Annotated in this window: 18 protein-coding genes and 2 tRNA genes; 10 read left to right on the forward strand and 10 right to left on the reverse strand. The window is 57.8% G+C overall.

Features of this window, described 5'->3' with window-relative positions; genetic code table 11:
- Positions 1-199: 199 nt before the first annotated feature.
- Complete coding sequence (gene erpA, locus FHT78_RS11445) at positions 200-532, forward strand: iron-sulfur cluster insertion protein ErpA (RefSeq protein WP_113206856.1); 333 nt, start codon at positions 200-202, stop codon at positions 530-532.
- A 118-nt stretch (positions 533-650) separates the two neighbouring features.
- Entirely contained in the window at positions 651-1442 is a 792-nt protein-coding gene (gene xth / locus FHT78_RS11450; RefSeq protein WP_183743639.1) for an exodeoxyribonuclease III, read from the forward strand.
- A gap of 75 nt (positions 1443-1517) precedes the next feature.
- Here xth and exoR read toward each other — a convergent pair whose 3' ends face one another.
- From exoR to FHT78_RS11475, 5 genes are all read right to left on the reverse strand, one after another.
- Complete coding sequence (gene exoR, locus FHT78_RS11455; protein ID WP_183743641.1) at positions 1518-2321, reverse strand: exopolysaccharide production regulator ExoR; 804 nt, start codon at positions 2319-2321, stop codon at positions 1518-1520.
- A gap of 713 nt (positions 2322-3034) precedes the next feature.
- Entirely contained in the window at positions 3035-4303 is a 1269-nt protein-coding gene (locus FHT78_RS11460) for an OmpP1/FadL family transporter (protein WP_183743643.1), read from the reverse strand.
- Between the two features lie 390 nt (positions 4304-4693).
- The gene (locus FHT78_RS11465; RefSeq protein ID WP_183743645.1) at positions 4694-7537 is read right to left on the reverse strand and encodes a valine--tRNA ligase; all 2844 of its coding nucleotides are present in this window, start codon (positions 7535-7537) and stop codon (positions 4694-4696) included.
- A gap of 117 nt (positions 7538-7654) precedes the next feature.
- Complete coding sequence (locus FHT78_RS11470; RefSeq protein ID WP_183743647.1) at positions 7655-8527, reverse strand: DUF2497 domain-containing protein; 873 nt, start codon at positions 8525-8527, stop codon at positions 7655-7657.
- A gap of 230 nt (positions 8528-8757) precedes the next feature.
- A complete protein-coding gene (locus FHT78_RS11475; protein WP_183743649.1) occupies positions 8758-9423 on the reverse strand; it encodes a protein-L-isoaspartate O-methyltransferase in 666 nt (221 codons plus the stop codon).
- Positions 9424-9966: 543 nt separating this feature from the next.
- On the opposite strand from FHT78_RS11475, the gene FHT78_RS11480 reads away from it, so the two are divergent.
- Positions 9967-10185, forward strand: a complete 219-nt coding sequence (locus FHT78_RS11480; RefSeq protein ID WP_348644730.1) for a hypothetical protein — start codon at positions 9967-9969, stop codon at positions 10183-10185.
- Positions 10186-10251: 66 nt separating this feature from the next.
- On the opposite strand, the gene FHT78_RS11485 is transcribed toward FHT78_RS11480, so the two are convergent.
- A tRNA-Cys gene (locus FHT78_RS11485) sits at positions 10252-10325 on the reverse strand.
- Positions 10326-10790: 465 nt separating this feature from the next.
- Here FHT78_RS11485 and FHT78_RS11490 point away from each other — a divergent pair.
- A complete protein-coding gene (locus FHT78_RS11490; RefSeq protein WP_183743653.1) occupies positions 10791-11180 on the forward strand; it encodes a KTSC domain-containing protein in 390 nt (129 codons plus the stop codon).
- Between the two features lie 344 nt (positions 11181-11524).
- Here the strand turns inward: FHT78_RS11490 and FHT78_RS29330 are convergent, their stop codons facing one another.
- Both FHT78_RS29330 and FHT78_RS11495 read right to left on the reverse strand, forming a co-directional pair.
- Positions 11525-11752 carry a hypothetical protein gene (locus FHT78_RS29330; protein WP_246715260.1) on the reverse strand — a complete coding sequence of 76 codons (228 nt, stop codon included), beginning with the start codon at positions 11750-11752 and terminating at the stop codon, positions 11525-11527.
- A gap of 560 nt (positions 11753-12312) precedes the next feature.
- A tRNA-Asn gene (locus FHT78_RS11495) sits at positions 12313-12387 on the reverse strand.
- 118 nt (positions 12388-12505) lie between these two features.
- Between FHT78_RS11495 and FHT78_RS29335 the strand changes: the two genes are divergently transcribed.
- The gene (locus tag FHT78_RS29335) at positions 12506-12799 is read left to right on the forward strand and encodes a hypothetical protein (RefSeq protein ID WP_246715293.1); all 294 of its coding nucleotides are present in this window, start codon (positions 12506-12508) and stop codon (positions 12797-12799) included.
- Positions 12800-12880: 81 nt separating this feature from the next.
- Here the strand turns inward: FHT78_RS29335 and FHT78_RS11505 are convergent, their stop codons facing one another.
- Positions 12881-13540: a peroxiredoxin gene (locus tag FHT78_RS11505; protein WP_007815641.1), complete on the reverse strand. Its 660-nt coding sequence runs from the start codon at positions 13538-13540 to the stop codon at positions 12881-12883.
- 277 nt (positions 13541-13817) lie between these two features.
- Between FHT78_RS11505 and FHT78_RS11510 the strand changes: the two genes are divergently transcribed.
- Entirely contained in the window at positions 13818-14615 is a 798-nt protein-coding gene (locus tag FHT78_RS11510) for a creatininase family protein (RefSeq protein ID WP_183743657.1), read from the forward strand.
- Here the strand turns inward: FHT78_RS11510 and FHT78_RS11515 are convergent, their stop codons facing one another.
- Positions 14616-15566, reverse strand: a complete 951-nt coding sequence (locus FHT78_RS11515) for a LysR family transcriptional regulator (RefSeq protein ID WP_183743659.1) — start codon at positions 15564-15566, stop codon at positions 14616-14618.
- Between the two features lie 183 nt (positions 15567-15749).
- Between FHT78_RS11515 and FHT78_RS11520 the strand changes: the two genes are divergently transcribed.
- From FHT78_RS11520 to FHT78_RS11535, 4 genes are all read left to right on the forward strand, one after another.
- Positions 15750-16766, forward strand: a complete 1017-nt coding sequence (locus tag FHT78_RS11520) for an ABC transporter substrate-binding protein (RefSeq protein WP_183743661.1) — start codon at positions 15750-15752, stop codon at positions 16764-16766.
- 66 nt (positions 16767-16832) lie between these two features.
- Complete coding sequence (locus tag FHT78_RS11525) at positions 16833-17657, forward strand: ABC transporter ATP-binding protein (protein WP_183743663.1); 825 nt, start codon at positions 16833-16835, stop codon at positions 17655-17657.
- Positions 17657-18511, forward strand: coding sequence for an ABC transporter permease (locus tag FHT78_RS11530; RefSeq protein WP_183743665.1), 855 nt, complete (start codon positions 17657-17659; stop codon positions 18509-18511). The genes FHT78_RS11525 and FHT78_RS11530 overlap by 1 nt, the downstream gene beginning before the upstream one ends.
- On the forward strand, positions 18511-19824 hold the full coding sequence (locus FHT78_RS11535; RefSeq protein WP_183743667.1) for a cytosine deaminase: 1314 nt from the start codon (positions 18511-18513) through the stop codon (positions 19822-19824). Before FHT78_RS11530 ends, FHT78_RS11535 begins: the two co-directional genes overlap by 1 nt.

The following is a 19824-nucleotide window of genomic DNA, read 5'->3' on the forward strand; positions in this document are numbered from 1 at the left end:
TGCGACCTTGCCCATTGACGCCGCTTTCCGCTCTTCATACCTATAGCTTACAGAAACGGCAAAGAGGCGCTTTGTCGACCGCTTCGCCAGATCCTGTCCTTTATGGAAGGATCATGATAAGTTTCTTTGATATCATGCGTTTGAACATCAAACGTCCAAATAGTATTCTCTCCGGATCTTGACCCCGGCAGGAGGAAAAATGACTGAAGCGAATGTAACCCTTTCCGATGCCGCGGCAAAGCGTATTGCCGCTATCGTCGGCAGCGATCCCGGCAAGAGCGCGTTGCGCGTCTCCGTCGAAGGGGGCGGCTGTTCCGGCTTTTCCTACAAATTCGATCTCGTGGACGGCGTGGCTGATGACGACATCGTCGTCGAGAAGAATGATGCCAAGGTATTGATCGACAGTCTCTCGCTGGTCTACATGGCCGGCTCCGAGATCGATTTCGTCGACAACCTGCTCGGGCAGTCCTTCCAGATCAAGAACCCGAATGCGGTGGCAAGCTGCGGCTGCGGCACCAGCTTCGCAATCTGATCCAAAACCGACTTTCCACGAATAACCGGCCGAAGATTTTCTTCCGGCCGGTTTCCTGTCTTGTCCGCCAACGTGGGAGCGCGATAAAAGAGCCGAAGCGAGTTAGCAGGATAAAGCCATGAAGATAGCGACCTGGAACATCAATGGCGTCAAGGCGCGTATCGACAACCTCACGCAATGGCTGAAGGATTCCAGTCCTGATATCGTCTGCCTGCAGGAAATCAAGACGATCGACGAAGGCTTCCCGCGGCTGGAAATCGAGGCGCTCGGCTACCATGTGGAAACGCATGGTCAGAAGGGCTTCAACGGCGTTGCCATTCTCTCCAAGGATTCGCCTTCCGAAGTCAATCGCGGCCTGCCGGGTGATCCGCTCGATGAGCAGGCACGATTCCTCGAAGCCGTCTTCTCCCTGCCTGGCAACAAGGTGGCGCGCGTTTGCTGCCTCTACCTGCCGAACGGCAACCCGCCGGAAACGGAAAAATACCCCTACAAGCTCGCCTGGATGGAGCGCCTGCGCAAATTCGCGGCCGAGCGCCTCGAATACGAGGAAATTTTCATTCTGGCCGGCGATTACAATGTCATCCCCGAGCCGCATGATTGCTTCGACCCGAAGGTCTGGGAAAGCGATGCACTCTTTCTGCCGCAGACACGCGAAGCCTTCCGCCGGCTGGAAAATCTCGGTCTCGTTGATGCGGTGCGTTCTGCAACCGATGCGACAGCACTCTATTCCTTCTGGGATTATCAGGCCGGCGCCTGGCCGAAGAACAACGGCATCCGTATCGACCATTTGATGCTGTCGCCGGAAGCAGCCGACTGCATGACGTCAACAGCCATCGAAAAGCATGTGCGTGCCTGGGAAAAGCCCTCCGATCACGTGCCCGTCGTTGCTTACTTCGATTTCGCTGCCTGAGATTTAAACCATTTTCGTTTTACGCGATTCCGGACGCAAAATCGCTGCGCACTTTTGCCGGAATTGCTCGAAAGCTTAGTTGTCCGAGCCGCTCGCAATCGTATGCGATAGGGATATGGCCGTACGCCGATCGGTTTCACTAGCGACCGAGAATGCATCCTCCTGAAGCGATTGCATCCAACTGCAATCCTTCGGCTTACAGCGGTCGAGAGCGGCCGTCATAAGCGCTAGACCGCGGGCAGACTGGCCTTCATCGAAGAGGATGTTGCCGAAGACCGCCATGGCACCGGGATGGCCGCTCTTGCGGGCCTGATTGAGCCATTTCTTGGCCTGGTTGATATTGGCGCTTCCGCCCTCACCCGCGAGCATCATCTGCGCAAGCTGGAACTGAGCCTCGGGAACACCGAAGGTGGAAGCGACCTGGAAATAGAGCTGCCGGGCCTGGTTGAGATCGATCTTCACCGGGCTGCCAGAAATGCCGTGCCTGTAATAATTGGCAAGCGACAGCAGCGCATTGATGAAGAAGCCGGTATCCTCCGAGCCGGGCTCTACGCCCTGCTGTGCAATCTCGCTGTAGATCTTGAAGGCTTCGAAATCATCCTGCGCCACGCCATCGCCATCGGCATACATGTTGGCGAGCGCCCAGCGAGAACCGGTATGTCCCTTCTCAGCGGCGTATTTATAGGCTTCTACCGCCTCTTCCTTCTGACCGTTTTTGTAAGCTTTGAAACCAAACTTGAAGAGATCGAAGGGTCCTGATTCCTTCGTCACGCCCGTCTTGATGTCGAATGCCAGGACCGGACAGGCCAAGGCCAGGGAAACGGCCATCGACATGCTGAGCAGCATGAATTTGAACAATCTGAACTCGGACGTTACCATCTTTACCGGTTTCTTTCGTTCATCCCAGACGCCTGGCGGCGGCTTTCTTCGCCGTTCTGCCCGCGTGGATGCATTCCTTCCAGGCGAGCGATCCCGCGGCGGGCTCCAAGGCTCCTTTACCCGCGTCGCTTCCAGCCCCATGCCCCTCTGTCAAAACCAGCACATCCTCGTGAACCATCCGGCTTCCGGCACGGCTCGCATGTGATGTCTGCGGTACTACCTTTGCGTTCCAGGACCCTGCCCGTCCGCCTCTGTCGTCTTCGTAAACAGCAAATGTGACCAAACCGGTATCGCTACCGTGCCCAGAGAACGAAGCTTCATGCCGAGGGAATGAAAATGATCGGAACGAGCAAATCTGCAACACTATCGAAAGGGGGGATTTTCTGCCGGAAATGCCTTTGGCGAAAAGCAAAACGGCCGTTGCCGCTGGCTTCTCGCCGCTGCTATCGCGATGTCTGGCGTTACCCGAAAAAATTCGACCCATGCTACTGCTTACGCACACCTACGCTTGTCATCTCCTCGCCCGCTAATAGCGCTGCGCCCTCTTTGTGGCGGGAAATGGACAAATTCGCCCCGCCGACATCATACGCGAACGGTCGTAAAAAAGTGTTGCTGAATCGTCACAAAACGAGACGAGAAGACGGGATGATTAATGACGGCAAATGAAGAAGAGCCCGGCACCGCCAGCCTCCTCAATTCTTCAAATCAGGGAATTAAAACTTGACCTTTAGGCTGGTCGATAGTGCGGCAACCAAGTCGTTGCCAAAGGAATAGGAGACATCATCTCCAAACGTGACGCCGTTCTGAGTGACGACGCCCGATGAACCGCTCGTTAGAATACCAACGGCACCAGCAACGCGCCACTCGATATGCTCGGTAGGCGTGAATGCAGCGCCGACACCGACTGTCCAGCTATCGGTCTGAGCGCCATAGCCCTGGCTGGTGCCACGGTCCCAGGTCAGGCTGACCGCGCCGGCCCATTGGTCGTTGAACTTGTGGCCGACGCCACCGGTGATGGTCCAGCCATCACGATAGAGGAGGTCAAGCGAAGTCAGTTCCGTCGCCCCACCGGAGGTGCAGGCGACCAGGCCCTTCGTCGAAGTCGGGCAGAAAGGCACGGACTGAAGGACGCTCCAGTTCGTCCACTTGACCGATCCGAAGGCGAGCCAATCCGGTGCGATGCCGCTCTGCAACTTCAACTCCAACGAATCCGGCGCTTCAGCAGAACCGAATACGGGGGTCACGACACCAAGAGCAGGATTGGCCGGATTTATGGCCTTGGGCACTTCGGTCAGGTCCACTGTGCCGGTCAAATTGTCGTATTTAACCCTGCTGTTGTAAACGAGGCTGGCACGAAAAGCATATTCAGGTATTTCGTAAGCAAGACCCGCACGCCATCCCCACGCCTCATCGCCAAGGTCCAGCCGACCAATGCCGCTGTAAATTGCTGAAGCCGGCGGTCCGATAGGAGCAACGAGGCGCTCCTTGAAGCCCTCGACCTCCTGATAGAAGCCACCGCCGATGACGCGAAGCTGTCCCGGGCCGACATCGAAACGATAGGAGCAGGTACCGCCGTAGTTGCGGGTCTTGATCTCGGTCTCGATGTTGTTGTTAGCACCGGCCCAGTTTAAGCCGGGATCGGAATGCCCACCGAAGGGTTCGGAATAGTCGACCAGGCAGTCGATCGCATCGCCGAAGCCGGCCTTGAAGCCAATATATGGGATCGTATAGTTCGCGGTATCATCGGCCGTACTCGAACGGTTGTTCAAATTCCCATCGGCGGGAGCCGTGTCACGCGCGTTCGTTAGCTTGCGCTGAGGCGTGACATAGATAATGCCCGACTGGAACGAGAAGGACGACGTATCGAACAACTGATCGATATTGTAGCCGCCACGCTCCAGACCACCTGCAAAGGACGGTGAAGCCAGTGCCGAAAATACGATGAGCGATGTTACGCCCCTGGAAAACATACGCGCTGCCATTGTGTCTCCCCCACTCAAGCAATTGATGTAATCACACTGTGCTAGTGAACTTAACAAATCGCAACGAGGCGCTCCGCTGCGACGCGAAGTTGCGTTATGACTAATTTACGTAACTGATTGACGGGCACGTCAAAAAATCAGATATATAAAATCCTATTCTTCTATCTGTCAGTTTTTAGGGTTCTATTAGATATTCATTCCACCAAGCGCGGTGGCTGTAACAAACTGACAACAGTGCTGGTTTTCGCGTGCGATGTCCCTCAAATGGGTTATATCCACAGGCAGAATCGGCAAAAGCGCCCAATTCCTTACGAATCGTCAGGCTCTTTAACGCAAGAGGCGCGCTCCAATGGAACGCGCCTTGAGAAAAATTATACTCGTTAGCCGCGATTATCCCGCTTCGCTAACTCGCGCGAGAGCAGTCTTCAGGCTTTCGAGCTGGCTCGTCAGTTCTGCATGACGTTCGCGTTCGGCCTCCACCACTTCCGGGTTGGCATTGGCGACGAACTTCTCATTCGAGAGCTTGCCATCAATGCGCGCGACTTCGCTCTCGGCCTTCGCAATCGCCTTTTCGAGGCGGTTCTTTTCCGCCGAGAGATCGATCAGATTGCCGAGCGGCAGGCAGGCGGTCGCTTCTGCGACGATGATCTGAGCGGCACCCTTCGGTGCAGATTCCGCCAGCGAAATACCCTCGACACGCGCCAGGCGCTTGATGGCCGCGTCATGACGGAACAGCCGTTCACGCGTCAGGCTGTTGGCCCCGACGACGACGAGTGGGGCGGTGGCCGACGGCGGCACGTTCATTTCCGAGCGCACCGAGCGGATGCCGGAAACAAGGTCGATCAGCCAGTTGATCTCATCGGCCGCTGCATTGTCGACATAAGACGGCGACGGCCATTCGGCGTGGCAGAGCAATCCGTCACGTTCCTGGCCCTCACCCGCCGTGTGTGCCCACAGTTCTTCGGTCATGAAGGGCATGAAGGGATGCAGCAGCTTGTAGATCTCTTCCAGAACATAAGCGCTGCAGGCTTGAGCTTCGGCCTTCGCGCCCTCGTCTTCACCGCCGAAGACCGGCTTCAGAAGTTCGAGATACCAATCGCAGAACTGGTTCCAGACGAAGCGATAGAGCGCGCCGGCGGCATCGTTGAAGCGGTAAGCTTCAAGAGCTTCCGTAACGTCACGTTCCGCACGGGCAAGCTCCGTCAGGATCCAGCGGTTGATGGTGAGTTCAGCCGCTTCCGGTACGAAATGCGGATCGCTCTTGGCGCCGTTCATTTCGGCAAAGCGCGTGGCGTTCCAGAGCTTGGTGCCGAAATTGCGGTAACCGGCGATGCGGGCCGGGTCGAGTTTCACGTCACGGCCCTGCGCAGCCATGATCGCCAGCGTGAAACGCAGCGCATCTGCACCATATTCGTCGATCAGTTCGAGCGGGTCGATGACGTTGCCTTTGGACTTCGACATCTTCTGCCCGTTCTTGTCGCGGACCAGGGCGTGAATATAGACGGTACGGAACGGCTCAACCGGGTTATCGTCCTCGTCCTTCATGAAATGCAGGCCCATCTGCATCATGCGGACAACCCAGAACGGTATGATATCGAAACCGGTGACAAGAACACTGGTCGGATAATATCGCTCCAGCTCGGGCGTCTTGTCCGGCCAGCCAAGCGTCGAGAACGGCCAGAGTGCCGAGGAGAACCATGTGTCGAGCACGTCTTCGTCACGCGTCAAAATCTCGCCCGGCCTGAAATTCTCAAGCAGGTCCTCGACATAGGCCTTCATCGGCCCTTCATGCGACAAATAGTGCTGGATGGCGGCCTGCAGCGCCTCTTCTTCGGTCTTTTCGACGAAAACCTGACCATCCGGGCCGTACCAGGCCGGAATCTGGTGCCCCCACCACAGCTGACGGGAGATGCACCACGGCTGGATATTCTCCATCCACTGGAAATAGGTGTTTTCCCAGTTCTTCGGCACGAACTTTGTCCGGCCTTCGCGAACGGAGGCAATGGCAGGCTTGGCAAGGGTTTTGTTATCGACCCACCATTGCTCGGTCAGACGCGGCTCGATCGGCACGCCACCGCGGTCGCCGTGCGGAACCATGTGCTTATGCGGCTCGATCTTGTCGAGCAGGCCGGCCTCTTCGAAGATCTCGACGATGATCTTGCGCGCATAGAAACGATCCTGACCTTCGAGGCGATCCCAGGCGCCGTGCAGGGCGGCCGGATGATCAAGCCCTTCGAGGAAATCCTCGTTGTCCTTGATCGTGATCGTGCCGTCGATGTTCATGATGTTGATCGCACGCAGGCCAGCCCGCTTGCCGACTTCAAAGTCGTTGAAATCGTGTGCGGGTGTGATCTTGACCGCGCCCGTTCCGGCTGTCGGATCGGCATAGTCGTCGGCCACGATCGGAATGCGACGGCCAACGATCGGCAGGATGACGTGTTTGCCGACGATCGACTTGTAGCGCTCGTCCTTGGGATTGACCGCAACGCCGGTATCGCCAAGCATCGTCTCCGGCCGCGTCGTCGCAACCACGAGGTAGTCGCGCGTTTCGAATTCGGTGGGCTTGCCCGCGTCATCAAAAGCGATTGGGTACTGATAGGTGACACCCTCTTCCAGCGGATAGCGAAGATGCCAGAGATTGCCTTTGATCTCGATCTGCTCGACTTCCATGTCGGAAATCGCCGTCAGCAATTTCGGATCCCAGTTGACGAGGCGCTTATCCTTGTAAATCAGGCCTTCCTTGTAGAGCGTGACGAAGACTTCGAGAACAGCCTGCGACAGGCCCTCGTCCATGGTGAAGCGCTCACGCGACCAGTCGCAGGAAGCGCCGAGGCGCTTCAGCTGATTAAAGATCAGGCCACCCGATTCACTCTTCCATTCCCAGACCTTTTCGATGAAGGCATCGCGGCCCATCTCGCGGCGGCCGGGAAGCTGCTGCTCCATCAGCTTGCGCTCGACAACCATCTGCGTGGCGATACCGGCATGGTCCATGCCCGGCTGCCAAAGCACATCCTTACCGCGCATGCGCTCGAACCGCACCATGACGTCCTGCAGCGTATTGTTCAACGCATGGCCCATGTGCAGCGAGCCGGTAACGTTCGGCGGCGGGATGACGATGGTGAAGCTCTCCGCACCCGGCTTTGCGTTGGCGCCGGCGCGGAAGGCATCCGCCTCATCCCATTTCGCGGCGATTTTCGGTTCTACGGCGGCGGAATCGTAGGTCTTTTCGAGCATTTTCTGACCAATTCGAGGTTCGAGGATGGGCGTTTTGTAAATAGGATGGCTACGGCCAAGTCAATAAAAAAGCCGCCCCGGAGACCGGAGCGGCTCTTGTCTGGAAAAGCGGTCCGATCAGCGGCGAGGGCCGCGCGCCACGCGTTCGATTTCTTCGCGCACGAGACGTTCGACGAGCGTCGGCAGGTTATCATCCAGCCACTCGCGCAGCATCGGCCGTAGCATGTCTTCGGCGATCTCATCCAGCGAGCGGCGCTCGGCGGCGCCATCGATGGCGGCGGCAAGCTCTTCGAAGGAACGGGCAACCTGCAGGCCCGTGTTCTGCGACAGAAGTGACGGCTGACCGTCTTCCGCTACGCGCTCGGACGCAACTTCGGCCGGCTGGAAGGCCAGCGGCTCGACGCGCTGCTCCACAGCGGGAAACACGGGCGCCTCTTCGTCGAGCGCAGGCTGCGGGACATCGGGCAGGCGCTGCTCGGCAAAGACCGGCGCAGGTTCGGGTGCATAATCGGCGACGGGGGCAACGCGGGGAGCCGGAGCCGGCTCGATCGGGCGCGGAGCAGCAGCTGCGCGCGGCGCGTTATAAGCCTGCTGCGACTGCAGTTCACGGAATTGTTGGGGCATATCACGGAGCGTTTGAGCGGGCTGAACAACGCTACGCTCGGAAGCGGCACGGACGCGGGCTGCGACATCGGCAAGCGACATGGCGCGGGCTGGCATTTCCGGTTCAGACGCCGTGCCGGCAGAATTTGCAGCGACGAAACGCGGATCGGGACGCAGCGCAGCCGGCTCGGGGAACTCGACACCGGCATAGGTATCGTCGACCGTCAGATGAATTTCGGAGTCGTTTTCTTCTTCCGCCCCGTAAACGGGAGGAAGCGAGGTGGAAATCGCCTTTCCGGCGCCTGGCTCATTGCTTTCTATGATCTGTCGAATGGAGGCCAGGATCTCTTCCATGGACGGTTCACGCACTACACCTGGCTGAGCCATATCTATCCCCGTTATCCCTTAACAACGACCGGATGGCGTGGAGCATGCACCCGAATCACCATGACCTTAGAATACCCCAAAGGGGAAAAAAATCAGCGCGAATCAAACAAATGCAGCCATGCACAGTTTTGTTACCCAAGTGTAAGCGAAGTCTGTGAAGGCTTTTAAGACAGCCGAAAACTAAAACGGGCGCCCATGGCGCCCGCTCAAAAAACAGCACTGAAACCGCCTTAGAACACGAATTCGCGAGCCTTGGCGAAACCAGGCAGAGGCTTGACCGAAGCATTGAAGAAGACGTTTTCGGAAACAGCGCCGCGCTCGCTGACGAAGACCTTCGCGCGGGCAGCATTGCCATAACCCTGAACGGCAACGAGACGACCGCCATCCCGCAGCTGGACGAGAAGTGCCGCAGGAACCTCTTCCACCGAACCGTTGATGAAGATCAGATCATAGGGAGCGCCGGCGGCATTGCCCTTCTCAAGCGGGCCGGTCGCCACCTGCACATTTGCGTACCCGGCGAGATTTGCCTTGGCTTCTGCAGCAAGGGTTTCGTCCGATTCGAGCGCCACGACGGAGCCGCCAATCAGCGATAGCAGCGCGGAGGCATACCCCGTGCCGGCGCCGACTTCGAGAACGGCATCATCCTTGGTGACTGCAGCAAGCTGCAGCAACTTGGCGAGCGGCGACGCTTCCATGAGGAAACGGGCCGGATTGCCAGCGGTTGCCGGAGCAATTTCGATATCATTGTCGATATAAGCCAGAACCTTCGCCCTCTCCGGCACGAATACTTCGCGCGGGACGGTGAGGAAGGCCGTCAGCACGGAATGCGAGGTAACGTCCGTGGTGCGGATCTGGTTGTCGACCATCTTTGCGCGTGCTGCTTCGAAATCCATCATATCCTCTCGCCGATGAAAGCGGTTCTGTCTTCCGTCTCTTAATCTCCGGCACGGATGCTTTCAAGGCTTGCCGGAGACCCGTTTGAAGAATCCCGGAAACCCCTCTCCGCATGCAACAGGTGAAAACGATAGCTGCAACTTCCGCGTGGAGCGAATTGCGATTTCGTGATACTGTGCCAACCGGAGGAAATGAGGAGGAGCAGGCCATGTCTGCCATTCTGGAATATTTTACGCTGTTCGACTTTTTCATCGGCGCAGCACTCGTCGGCATATTCTGCTGCGGGCTGCTGGACCGCGAAACGAACTGAACAGATCGTACTCTCCCAGTAAAAGTTTTCTGGCGACTTACTCGGCGCGCCGGAGAAATAGATTTCCGCGTCCAGTTGGATCAAGCCGGTACAGTCGATTGCGCCATTAACTCTATATCAACCATACTGTTGCACCAGCCGCGGCTTCCGCTAGTTTGGCCGCATGCAAACATTCGCCATCCAATCGCCAGACATCGAAACGCTTCATTACAATCCGGAAGCGCGGTTACTGCTTGTGAAATTCAAGAACGGCACCATCTGCAATTTCACACGCATCTCGGCGCAGGCGCTGCAGCGGCTGCTCGGCGCCGATGCGAGGATAGAGAACGAAATGGCTGTTGATGATGTCGACTATCTGGCGGGGCTGCGCAACGGCGGATTGCGGGCGCTTTATTCCCTGACCGGCATCAAGCCGGCGCAGTTCGATTTCAGCTCGGTTTCCCGCATCTGGTGATGCGACACGCGGAATCGATGCCGCTCATTTATGAGGCGGATCGGATTTCCATGTCGGTGAGAAATTTGGAGGCCTCGCCCGGAATTGAACCGGGGTACAAGGATTTGCAGTCCTCTGCGTCACCACTCCGCCACGAGGCCTCACGGGCTGTCATGCTAGCCGTGGCGAGCGTTTAGAATGATCGTAAGGAAATCGCAAGAGGGCTTTCCAAAAACATTTCCTGCAATTTCAAACTCTGGCCACATCTGGTTCGTACAGAACAAGCGTCGATCCGGCTGCGGAAGGCGGCGAGACATCCGCCCCGCGCCTGAAGATAAAAAGCTCGCTCCGCCAAGAAAGGGAGCCCTACTTGAACAACAATTAGGCTAACAGCTGCCCAAGCGGGCCTCCACGCGCTCCAAATCGCGCAATAGGGGAACTCAGCAGGCCTTTAGCCTGTCACCTATACTTATCCGATAGGCCTCATCTATAACGGCGGCGGCTCCTCGACTTTTATTATATTAGATAATATGGAAATTAGACGAGAATAATATTAAAAAAATCTTAACTTGACTTCCGGCGTCGGCGTTCCATCCTCTGTCCGGGAGGGAGAGATAGGAGCAGAAATGAATTGGGTGCCTTTGAATTCGAAGCAGATCCGCGCTGTATCCTACGATCCGGAGACCCAGGGCCTTCATGCCAAATTCGCCGGCGGTCGTGCAGTCCGGCATGCCGGGGTGCTGCCGCATATTTACGACAACCTCATCGAAACCAGCGATCCGGAATTTTACTATAAATATTATCTGGAGCCTTCGCGTATCCAGGCCGGCTGGTGGCAGAAAGCCAGCCTCAGCTCTCACACGGTGAAGCTGCTGATATTTTTCATCGGCGCACTCGTGATTACGGCAACGGCCCTTGAGGAAAATGGCGAGCTGCCAATTCACCTGTCGGAGATCGCCAAGTCGGGAACGATTGCTCCAGCCTCTGGCGAGAAGCCCGCCGTTTCGCCTCAATAGAGGTGCTACGGCCCATCGGAGCTTCGCGTCGTGTTGCGACGCTAAGCTCCGCTAGCGTACCAAGCGTAATTGCGAAGAAGAAGACGGCAAAAAATCCAAGGTTTATAACTTCGCCTGAGTTAGCCGAACCGGGCGCATATCGTGTGAGCCCGCTGATCTCGTCCAGCTTCGCGTCTATAGCGCGCTTGCCCTCTTTCTGGTTCGGGAATGGCCTGCGGCATCTTGTGGGTGGCGGCCCACATTGAGAACGTCGATTTGGCAATGCCAGTATGGTGGTGTGCGGTTTGGTAGGCCGCAGTTGGAAGCTATTAAGACAAGTTGGTACGGTCAACTGCTGTTCAGCGTCATAAATATGCACCAAAAGCCAAGAGAAGTACGCCTACCGCGATAATGGTAAGGGCTTGCCAGTTTTGGGATACTCCGAGAAACCTGATGCCCTGGTGCCGTGGTTCCAGCGTGCTGCCGCCTTGGGGCATTTGATGCGGATCACTCGATTTTCGACGAAGCGCCGATGAGAAGAAAAAAAGCAGTCCGCCAATTATAAGAGCGGCACCCATCAAGATAGCCCACATCGTAGCCTCCGCTAGAGACGAGTGTCTGAAGTAACCAGCTCCGGACTTATTAGTTCCGCCTTAGCTGAGGGCAGGTGGCGCGACTAATGCTGATAGCGCAGCTTCACTACGCCATCACCGCGCGTCTTCAAAGAATTCGACGCCGGCCGATTCCAGTGCGGATCGAATGGCGGCGAGCGTGCGTTGCGGATGAAGGAGGCGAGTAGAACCTACGGCAGATCCAGCGACTTGCCCCGCCTCGGTGCCCGGCTTCCTCAAGTGCGAAAGAGGCGTGAGAACATGTCCGCCGGCTATTTCGGGAAAGTGCCATGAATTGGAATTGCATCCTGCCGCGTAGACACGGCAGGCCAGTGGGCAGCGCGTAGACCGTTGCCCGCGGCCGGTGCGCGTTGCTTCACAACGGCGCACGCCGGGCGCGTCCATCGAGCTATCAACTCGGGGCAAATCGTTTCGCCAGTATGGTTATTCACCGGAGTCGAACCGCAGAAAACGCGTTTCAAATGTGGAGAAGAAAGCGCCTGCTTCGGAATTCTCAACGAAAACAGGCGCTTCTCTAAAACTGGCTCCCCGGGCCGGATTCGAACCGGCGACCTGTCGATTAACAGTCGAATGCTCTACCGCTGAGCTACCAGGGATCACCGCTTGGCCGCGGCGTGAGCGGGGTAATACAAATGCTTTCCCGATTTGCCAAGCGGTTTTTTCAAAAAAATGAAATCAGCTTGTATTTGCGTCGCTTGCGCCCATCTCTTGTGGATGACTGAAAAGAAAAATAGACCGAATAAGGCCGGAGAAAAGCGTTTCGGTATTGATCACAAGGACGGCAAGCTGGTTCTTGGCTCGTTGCGGATCCCAATGCCGCGCTCTCGCATCGCAAGAATGGCAACCGGCGCATTGCTTATCTTCGGTGGCATTCTCGGCTTTCTGCCAATTCTCGGCTTCTGGATGCTGCCGCTCGGCTTCCTCGTCCTTTCTCACGATCTTCCGGTCGCGCGCAGATGGCGCCGCCGCTTTGCAGTCTGGTGGCATCGCCGAAAGCGACCTGCGTAAATTCGACGTGTTCAGCAAGCTAGAAAAGAAAGACGCCCCGGACACCGGAGCGTCTTTTGAATCGATCACCAAGCCGGCAGATCAGGCAGACGGCTGCTTGGTCTTTCTCAGATAAGGCAGAACCGTGTCGAAGGAGCCGAAGCGGGCGATCGCGTCTTCATTGGAGACGGCCGCGGTGATGATGACGTCGTCGCCCTGGTTCCAGTTGGCCGGCGTCGCGACCTGGTGCTTGGCGGTGAGCTGGATGGAATCGATGGCGCGCAGGATCTCGTTGAAATTGCGGCCCGTCGTCATCGGGTAGGTCAGGATCAGCTTGATCTTCTTGTCCGGGCCGATGACGAAGACCGAGCGCACGGTGGCGTTGTCTGCGGGCGTGCGGCCTTCGGAACTTTCACCGGCACCGGCCGGCAGCATGTCATAGAGCTTGGCGACTTTGAGGTCCTTGTCGCCGATCAGCGGATATTCGACGTCAAAGCCGGTTGCCGTCTTGATGTCGTTCTTCCACTTGCCGTGGCTTTCGACCGGATCGACGGAAATGCCGATGATCTTGACGCCGCGCTTCTTGAACTCCCCTTCGAGGCCAGCCATGGTGCCGAGCTCGGTCGTGCAGACCGGTGTGAAATTCTTCGGATGGGAGAAGAGAACCGCCCAGCCGTTGCCGATCCAGTCATGGAACTGAACCGGCCCCTGGGTGGTGTCGGCGGTGAAATCGGGAGCAATATCGTTGATACGTAGACTCATGGTCGGCCCTCCAATTGCGGATCGTTAAATCTGGACACTCGCAGGCGTTTCTGCGTGCTGATGACTATCTACAGACCTGAGCCAAGCGCGGTCAAACCAAAGCCTTCCCCGAAAGAGGCAACGGCGGAATATTTATTTCCAGTGCGCAAAGATGGCCTGACATCGGACTAAGATATTATGCGCGCAAAAAGGCAGCGGCACGCGCGCAAATCGATGCTTTTCGCATGTCGCGTTATTCCCTACTCACTATCGAAGAATGACAACGAGGGAAGCAGCAATGGCAACACCATTCTACTGGAATGAACTGAACACTTATGATTTTGCCGCTCTCTCTGCCGACACGACCATTGCTATCCTGCCGATCGCTTCGACAGAGCAACACGGACCGCATCTGCCCATAGCAACCGATGTGGCGATCGCCAACGGCATGCTGGCGGAACTGCGCCGGCAACGGCCCGACGACCTCGATATCCTCGTCCTGCCGACCCAGGAAATCGGCAAGGCGAATGAGCACGTCTACGGTCCAGGCACGCTTTCCCTCGGCGCCGAGCTGCTGATCCTCGTCTGGACGGCGATCGGCGCGAAGGTGGCGGAGGCTGGTGTGTGCAAGCTCGTTATCGTCAATTCGCATGGCGGCAATGTCGATATCATGAGCATCGTCGCCCGTGAGCTGCGCGTGCGTTACCAGATGGCCGTGATTTCCACCCAATGGGGACGGTTCGGCAATCCTGACGGTATGATCAGCGAGCACGAGACACGTTACGGCATTCATGGCGGCGAGGTGGAGACATCGCTGATGCTGCATTTCCGGCCGGAACTGGTGCGGATGGAGAAGGCTGAGAATTTCGTTTCGAAGGCCGAATGGATGCGCGAGCAATCGCAGTATATCCAGCCGCTGCCACCGCATTCGCTGGCCTGGATCGCCCACGATCTCAATCCGAACGGCGTTGTCGGCGACGCCTCAAAGGGTACGGCCGAAAAGGGCGAGGCAATCTGCCGCCATCAGGTGAAGGGTTTTATCGAGCTACTTCATGACCTGAAGCGCTATCCGCTCTCCAATCTTTATTCGCAATAGTCAGGCGACGACAGGCCGCTCAAGCGGGATGTGTCCCTTGGCTTGCAGTTCCTGCACGAGGCCGGCAAGCTCGGCTAGCAAGTATTCGACGAAGAGGCTGGTGGCTGAATCGAGCGGCGCACGGGCGCGGGCGAAGAGTTTCATCGGCTGATGGCGGCTGTGCGGCTCGGCAATCGGGCGAAAAACCAGCTCGCCCTGGCGGCATTCGGTGATGACATCGAGCGGGTTCAGCATCGAGAGCCCTGCCCCGCATTTGACCAGTTTCTTCAGCATTTCCGAAGCGTTTGTCTCCAGAACCGGCTCGACAGGGATATCGAGCCTCGCCATTGCGAGGTTGATGACTTCGCGCAGGCTGGTGCCCTGCTGCGCAAGCACCAGCCGCTCCTGTACGACATCGGCAAGGCTGATCGGTCCGGGTCCGATCAGGGGATGGCCGGGCGGCAGGATGACACCGATCGGGATATCGAAATTGCCGAGCGTGCGGATGCCGGGCGTGGCTGGGATATTGAAGCCGAGGCCGATATCCACCTCACCTGACAGCACCGGATTGACCGTCATCGTGCCGGCATCGTTGCGCAGGTGGATGAAAACGCGTGGATGCTCCGACTGGAACCGAGCGATGATTTCCGGCAACGGCCCAGCGGCGAGGCCGACCGTCGTTACCAGCCGCACCTTCCCGGCCTGCTGCATTTTCAGGCTCCTGATGCGCCCCTCCAACCGCTCGTAATTCTTCAGAACCTCGCGAATATGCTCGATGCAGAGTTCGCCCGCGGCCGTCAGACGGAGGCCGCGCGGCAGGCGCTCGAAGAGCGGTGCGCCCATTTCCTCTTCGAGTGCCAGTATCTGCCGGTTGATCGCCGAAGAAGCGACGTTGAGACGCGCGGCAGCCTTCCGGATCGAGCCGGTGCGGGCGATCTCGTTGATGTACAGAAGCTTTCTGGAGTGCAGCATCGAGACCTCATTGCATCGTTTTTAAGCACAGCGCCCAAATTAGGCACAGACATCAGGTGAGATGCCAAAAAGGCATCATTGCGCACGAATTTTGATGCTTTTCAAAGAGCGAAGCAATCGCTCAAATGAAGAAAATCGGAGGCCGGAAACGAGCTTCCAAGGCACCAGAAGGGGAACGCCGTCATGTCCAACAGATTGAAAACATCAGTATTTTCTGCAGTTCTGGGGCTTGGCAGCATGCTTGCCGCCACTGCGCCCGGCTATGCGCTCGACAAGGTCAGCTATGGCACCAACTGGCTCGCACAGGCCGAGCATGGCGGCTTCTATCAGGCGGTCGCCGACGGAACCTATGCAAAATATGGCCTTGACGTTTCCATCGTGCAGGGCGGGCCGAATGCCGCCAACAACGCGCTGCTGATCTCCGGCAAGATCGACTTCTATATGGGCGGGCCGCAGGGCGAAATCTCCGCCGTTGAGCAGGGCATTCCGCTCGTCGATGTCGCCGCGATCTTTCAGAAAGACCCGCAGATCCTGATCGCTCATCCTGACGTCGGCGTCGACAAGTTCGGGGATCTTGCGAAGCTGAAGACCCTTTTCCTCAGCAAGGATGGCTACCTCACTTATTTCGAGTGGATGAAGGCAAATTTTCCAGGCTTCAAGGACGAGCAGTACAAGCCCTACAATTTCAACCCAGGCCCGTTTCTTGCCGACAAACAATCCGCCCAGCAGGGCTACCTGACTTCGGAACCTTACGAGATCCAGAAGCAGACCGGCTGGGAGCCGAAGGTCTTCCTGCTCGCCGACAACGGCTATTCGCCCTATTCGACGATGATCACCACGACCCAGCAGATGGTCGATGCCAAGCCTGAAGTCGTGCAGCGTTTCGTCGATGCCTCGATCGAGGGATGGTACAACTATCTCTACGGCGACAACAGCAAGGCCAATGCGCTGATCAAGAAGGACAATCCGGAAATGACGGATGGCCAGATCGCTTATTCGATCGCCAAGATGAAGGAATACGGCATCATCGAATCCGGCGAAGGTCTGGACAAGGGCATCGGCTGCATTACCGACGCTCACTACAAGAAGTTCTTCGATGAAATGGTGGCGATCAAGGTCTTCAAGCCTGAGACCGACTACACCAAGGCCTTTACGACGAAGTTCGTCTGCAAGGGTACCGGCATGTCTCTGAAGAAATAAGCCTCCCAGGCAGACCCGCCGCCTTTCGGCGGCGGGCCGCATCCCCTTCGATAAAAGAGCGAGAGAATGTCCCTAGCCGAAACCAAGGCGGCACCTTCGAAGGAAACACGCAAGCGGCCGCTGGTCGTCATGCAGTCGGTCTCGAAGGTCTTTTCCAGCGGCACGGTCGCGCTGTCGGGCATGTCGCTGACGGTCGAAAGCGGCGAATTCATCAGCCTTCTCGGCCCCTCCGGCTGCGGTAAATCAACGGCGTTACGCATCATCGCCGGTCTTGGCGACGCCACGTCGGGCAAGATCGACTGGCCGAGTTCGCGCATCAATTCGAAGGGCCTGCCGGAAGGCGATATCGGCTTCGTCTTCCAGGAGCCGACGCTGATGCCCTGGAAGACGGTTTTCGGCAATGTCTACCTGCCGCTGAAGCTGCGCGGCGTGTCCCAGGCGGAAGCAAGCAGTCGGATCACGGAAGCGCTCGCAACCGTCGGCCTGCAGGACTTCGCCAATGCCTATCCGCGTGAGCTCTCGGGCGGCATGAAGATGCGTGTGTCGATCGCCCGCGCCTTGGTGACCAAACCGAAACTGCTGCTGATGGATGAGCCCTTTGCAGCGCTCGACGAAATCACGCGCCAGAAGCTCAATGACGACGTCCTGCGGCTGTGGAAAGCGACGGGCATTACGGTGATCTTCGTGACGCACTCCGTCTTCGAGTCCGCCTATCTTTCCAACCGCATCGTGGTGATGAAGGCACGGCCGGGCCGCGTCCATGCGGACTTTCCGCTGACGACCAGTCTGGAACGGGATTCGCATTACCGAACTTCGGAAGAATACCGGCAAGCCTGTGAAACAGCGTCACGTTCGCTGATCGAGGCCATTGGCGGGGCGGAGGAACACTGATGAGCGTCGATAGTATCGAAGCGACCGAAGTCGCACCCCTGCCCCTTCCCAATCCGGTCAATGCCAACAGGCGCGATCTGGCGCTACGCATTGTCGTGCCCTTCCTGGTCATCGGCGTACTCATCGTCATCTGGGAGCTTTATGTGGTGCTCTCGGGCGTTCCGCCTTACATCCTGCCTGGTCCCGGCGCAGTCGCTGCGGCTTTCATCAACGACTGGGGGACACTTGCCCCTGCCCTCTGGGTCACGACCCAGATCACGTTCATCTCACTGATACTGGCGCTGATCGGCGGCGTCGGCTTTGCGATCTTCCTGGTGCAATCGCGCTGGATCGAAATCGCCTTCTATCCACTCGCGGTCATCCTGCAGGTGACCCCAATCGTAGCGATCTCGCCGCTGATCCTGATCTATGCGCCGTCAACTCAGGTGGCACTTCTGATCTGCGCCTTCCTCGTCGCCTTCTTCCCGATCCTGTCGAACATGGTGCAAGGCCTGAAGAGCGTCGATCATAATCTCATCAACCTCTTCGAACTCTACGGCGCCTCGCGCTGGCAGACGCTGATCTATCTGAAGATCCCGGCCGCCCAGCCCTATTTCATGACCGGGCTTCGCATCGGCGGCGGCCTAGCGCTGATTGCCGCCGTGGTTGCCGAATTCGCCGCAGGTTCGGCGGGTGCCGGTTCCGGCCTCGCCTTCCGTCTGCTGGAATCGCAATATCGCATGAACATTCCCCGCCTTTTTGCCGCGCTCTTCATGCTGTCCATGCTCGGCGTCGCGATTTTCGCCATTACCTCCTTCATTTCATGGCTCAGTCTGCATCGCTGGCATGAGAGCAGCCTGAAGCGGGAAAATTGATGACCTATTCCTTCATGTCCCCCCCGAATGCGGGCCGTTTCGTGCTCGCCAACGCAACACTTCCCGCTGTCGCCACCAGCGGCTTCTCGGCTCCGGCCAATGAAGGCCTTGTCAAGGCGGATATCGTGATTGCCGATGGTCTCATCTCGGCAATCCTGCCCTCCGGAACAGCACCGGCCGAATTTGCCAAGTCAGACATGCGGGAAGGCATGGTGTGGCCTTGCTTTGCCGATATCCATACACATCTGGACAAGGGCCATATCTGGCCGCGCAAGCCCAACCCCGACGGAACCTTCATGGGTGCGCTAGAGGCGGTCGGCCGGGACCGCGAGGCAAACTGGTCGGCGGCGGATGTGCGCAAGCGCATGGAATTTTCGCTGCGTTCAGCCTATGCGCACGGCACTGGGCTTATCCGCACGCATCTGGATTCGCTGGCACCCCAGCACCGTATCTCCTTCGAGGTCTTTGCCGAGATCCGGGAGGAATGGAGAGACAAGATTGCCTTGCAGGCGGTCGCTCTCTTCCCGCTGGACAACATGGTCGACGAGGCTTTTTTCGCTGATCTCGTTGCTGTCGTAAAGGACAAGGGTGGGCTGCTTGGCGGTGTCACCAAGATGGGACCAGCACTCGACTGGCAGCTCGATACGCTTTTGCGCGCGGCGGCGGAGAACGGCCTCGATGTCGATCTGCATGTCGACGAGACCGACGACCCTGGCGCAGAAACATTGAAGGCGATCGCCGAAGCCGTTCTGCGCAACCGGTTCGAAGGCAAGGTGACGGCAGGCCATTGCTGCTCGCTGGCGCGGCAGGATGACGATACCGCGCAACGGACGGTCGAACTGGTTCAAAAGGCCAGGGTTTCGGTCATCTCGCTGCCGATGTGCAACATGTACCTGCAGGATCGCTATCCCGGCCGCACACCGCGCTGGCGCGGCGTCACTCTGTTCAAGGAACTGGCGGCTGCCGGTGTCGAGACGGCCGTCTCCTCCGACAATACACGCGACCCCTTCTACGCCTATGGCGATCTCGATCCGGTCGAAGTGTTTCGTGAGGCAGTGCGCATCCTGCATCTCGATCATCCGCTCGACACCGCGGCACGCGTCGTCACGACGTCACCGGCCAAGATTGCCGGCAGGCCGCAGATGAGCCGCATTGCCGTCGGCAGTCCTGCGGATCTCGTGCTCTTCAGCGCCAGGCGCTGGAGCGAATTCCTTTCCCGTCCGCAGTCTGACCGCGTCGTGCTTCGTCGCGGCAAGGTGATCGACCGCAGCCTGCCGGATTACCGTGAACTCGATAGCGTCGTTGGAGCCTAA

The sequence above is a fragment of the Rhizobium sp. BK196 genome, from assembly GCF_014193255.1.
In the GTDB taxonomy this organism is placed as follows: domain Bacteria; phylum Pseudomonadota; class Alphaproteobacteria; order Rhizobiales; family Rhizobiaceae; genus Rhizobium.

Excerpts from the sequence above, each read along its gene's own strand:
- erpA (WP_113206856.1), top strand. The coding sequence starts at position 200 with ATGACTGAAGCGAATGTAACCCTTTCCGATGCCGCGGCAAAGCGTATT.
- xth (WP_183743639.1), top strand. The coding sequence starts at position 651 with ATGAAGATAGCGACCTGGAACATCAATGGCGTCAAGGCGCGTATCGAC.
- exoR (WP_183743641.1), bottom strand. The coding sequence starts at position 2,321 with ATGGTAACGTCCGAGTTCAGATTGTTCAAATTCATGCTGCTCAGCATG.
- FHT78_RS11460 (WP_183743643.1), bottom strand. The coding sequence starts at position 4,303 with ATGGCAGCGCGTATGTTTTCCAGGGGCGTAACATCGCTCATCGTATTT.
- FHT78_RS11465 (WP_183743645.1), bottom strand. The coding sequence starts at position 7,537 with ATGCTCGAAAAGACCTACGATTCCGCCGCCGTAGAACCGAAAATCGCC.
- FHT78_RS11470 (WP_183743647.1), bottom strand. The coding sequence starts at position 8,527 with ATGGCTCAGCCAGGTGTAGTGCGTGAACCGTCCATGGAAGAGATCCTG.
- FHT78_RS11475 (WP_183743649.1), bottom strand. The coding sequence starts at position 9,423 with ATGATGGATTTCGAAGCAGCACGCGCAAAGATGGTCGACAACCAGATC.
- FHT78_RS11490 (WP_183743653.1), top strand. The coding sequence starts at position 10,791 with ATGAATTGGGTGCCTTTGAATTCGAAGCAGATCCGCGCTGTATCCTAC.
- FHT78_RS29330 (WP_246715260.1), bottom strand. The coding sequence starts at position 11,752 with ATGTGGGCTATCTTGATGGGTGCCGCTCTTATAATTGGCGGACTGCTT.
- FHT78_RS29335 (WP_246715293.1), top strand. The coding sequence starts at position 12,506 with ATGACTGAAAAGAAAAATAGACCGAATAAGGCCGGAGAAAAGCGTTTC.
- FHT78_RS11505 (WP_007815641.1), bottom strand. The coding sequence starts at position 13,540 with ATGAGTCTACGTATCAACGATATTGCTCCCGATTTCACCGCCGACACC.
- FHT78_RS11510 (WP_183743657.1), top strand. The coding sequence starts at position 13,818 with ATGGCAACACCATTCTACTGGAATGAACTGAACACTTATGATTTTGCC.
- FHT78_RS11515 (WP_183743659.1), bottom strand. The coding sequence starts at position 15,566 with ATGCTGCACTCCAGAAAGCTTCTGTACATCAACGAGATCGCCCGCACC.
- FHT78_RS11520 (WP_183743661.1), top strand. The coding sequence starts at position 15,750 with ATGTCCAACAGATTGAAAACATCAGTATTTTCTGCAGTTCTGGGGCTT.
- FHT78_RS11525 (WP_183743663.1), top strand. The coding sequence starts at position 16,833 with ATGTCCCTAGCCGAAACCAAGGCGGCACCTTCGAAGGAAACACGCAAG.
- FHT78_RS11530 (WP_183743665.1), top strand. The coding sequence starts at position 17,657 with ATGAGCGTCGATAGTATCGAAGCGACCGAAGTCGCACCCCTGCCCCTT.
- FHT78_RS11535 (WP_183743667.1), top strand. The coding sequence starts at position 18,511 with ATGACCTATTCCTTCATGTCCCCCCCGAATGCGGGCCGTTTCGTGCTC.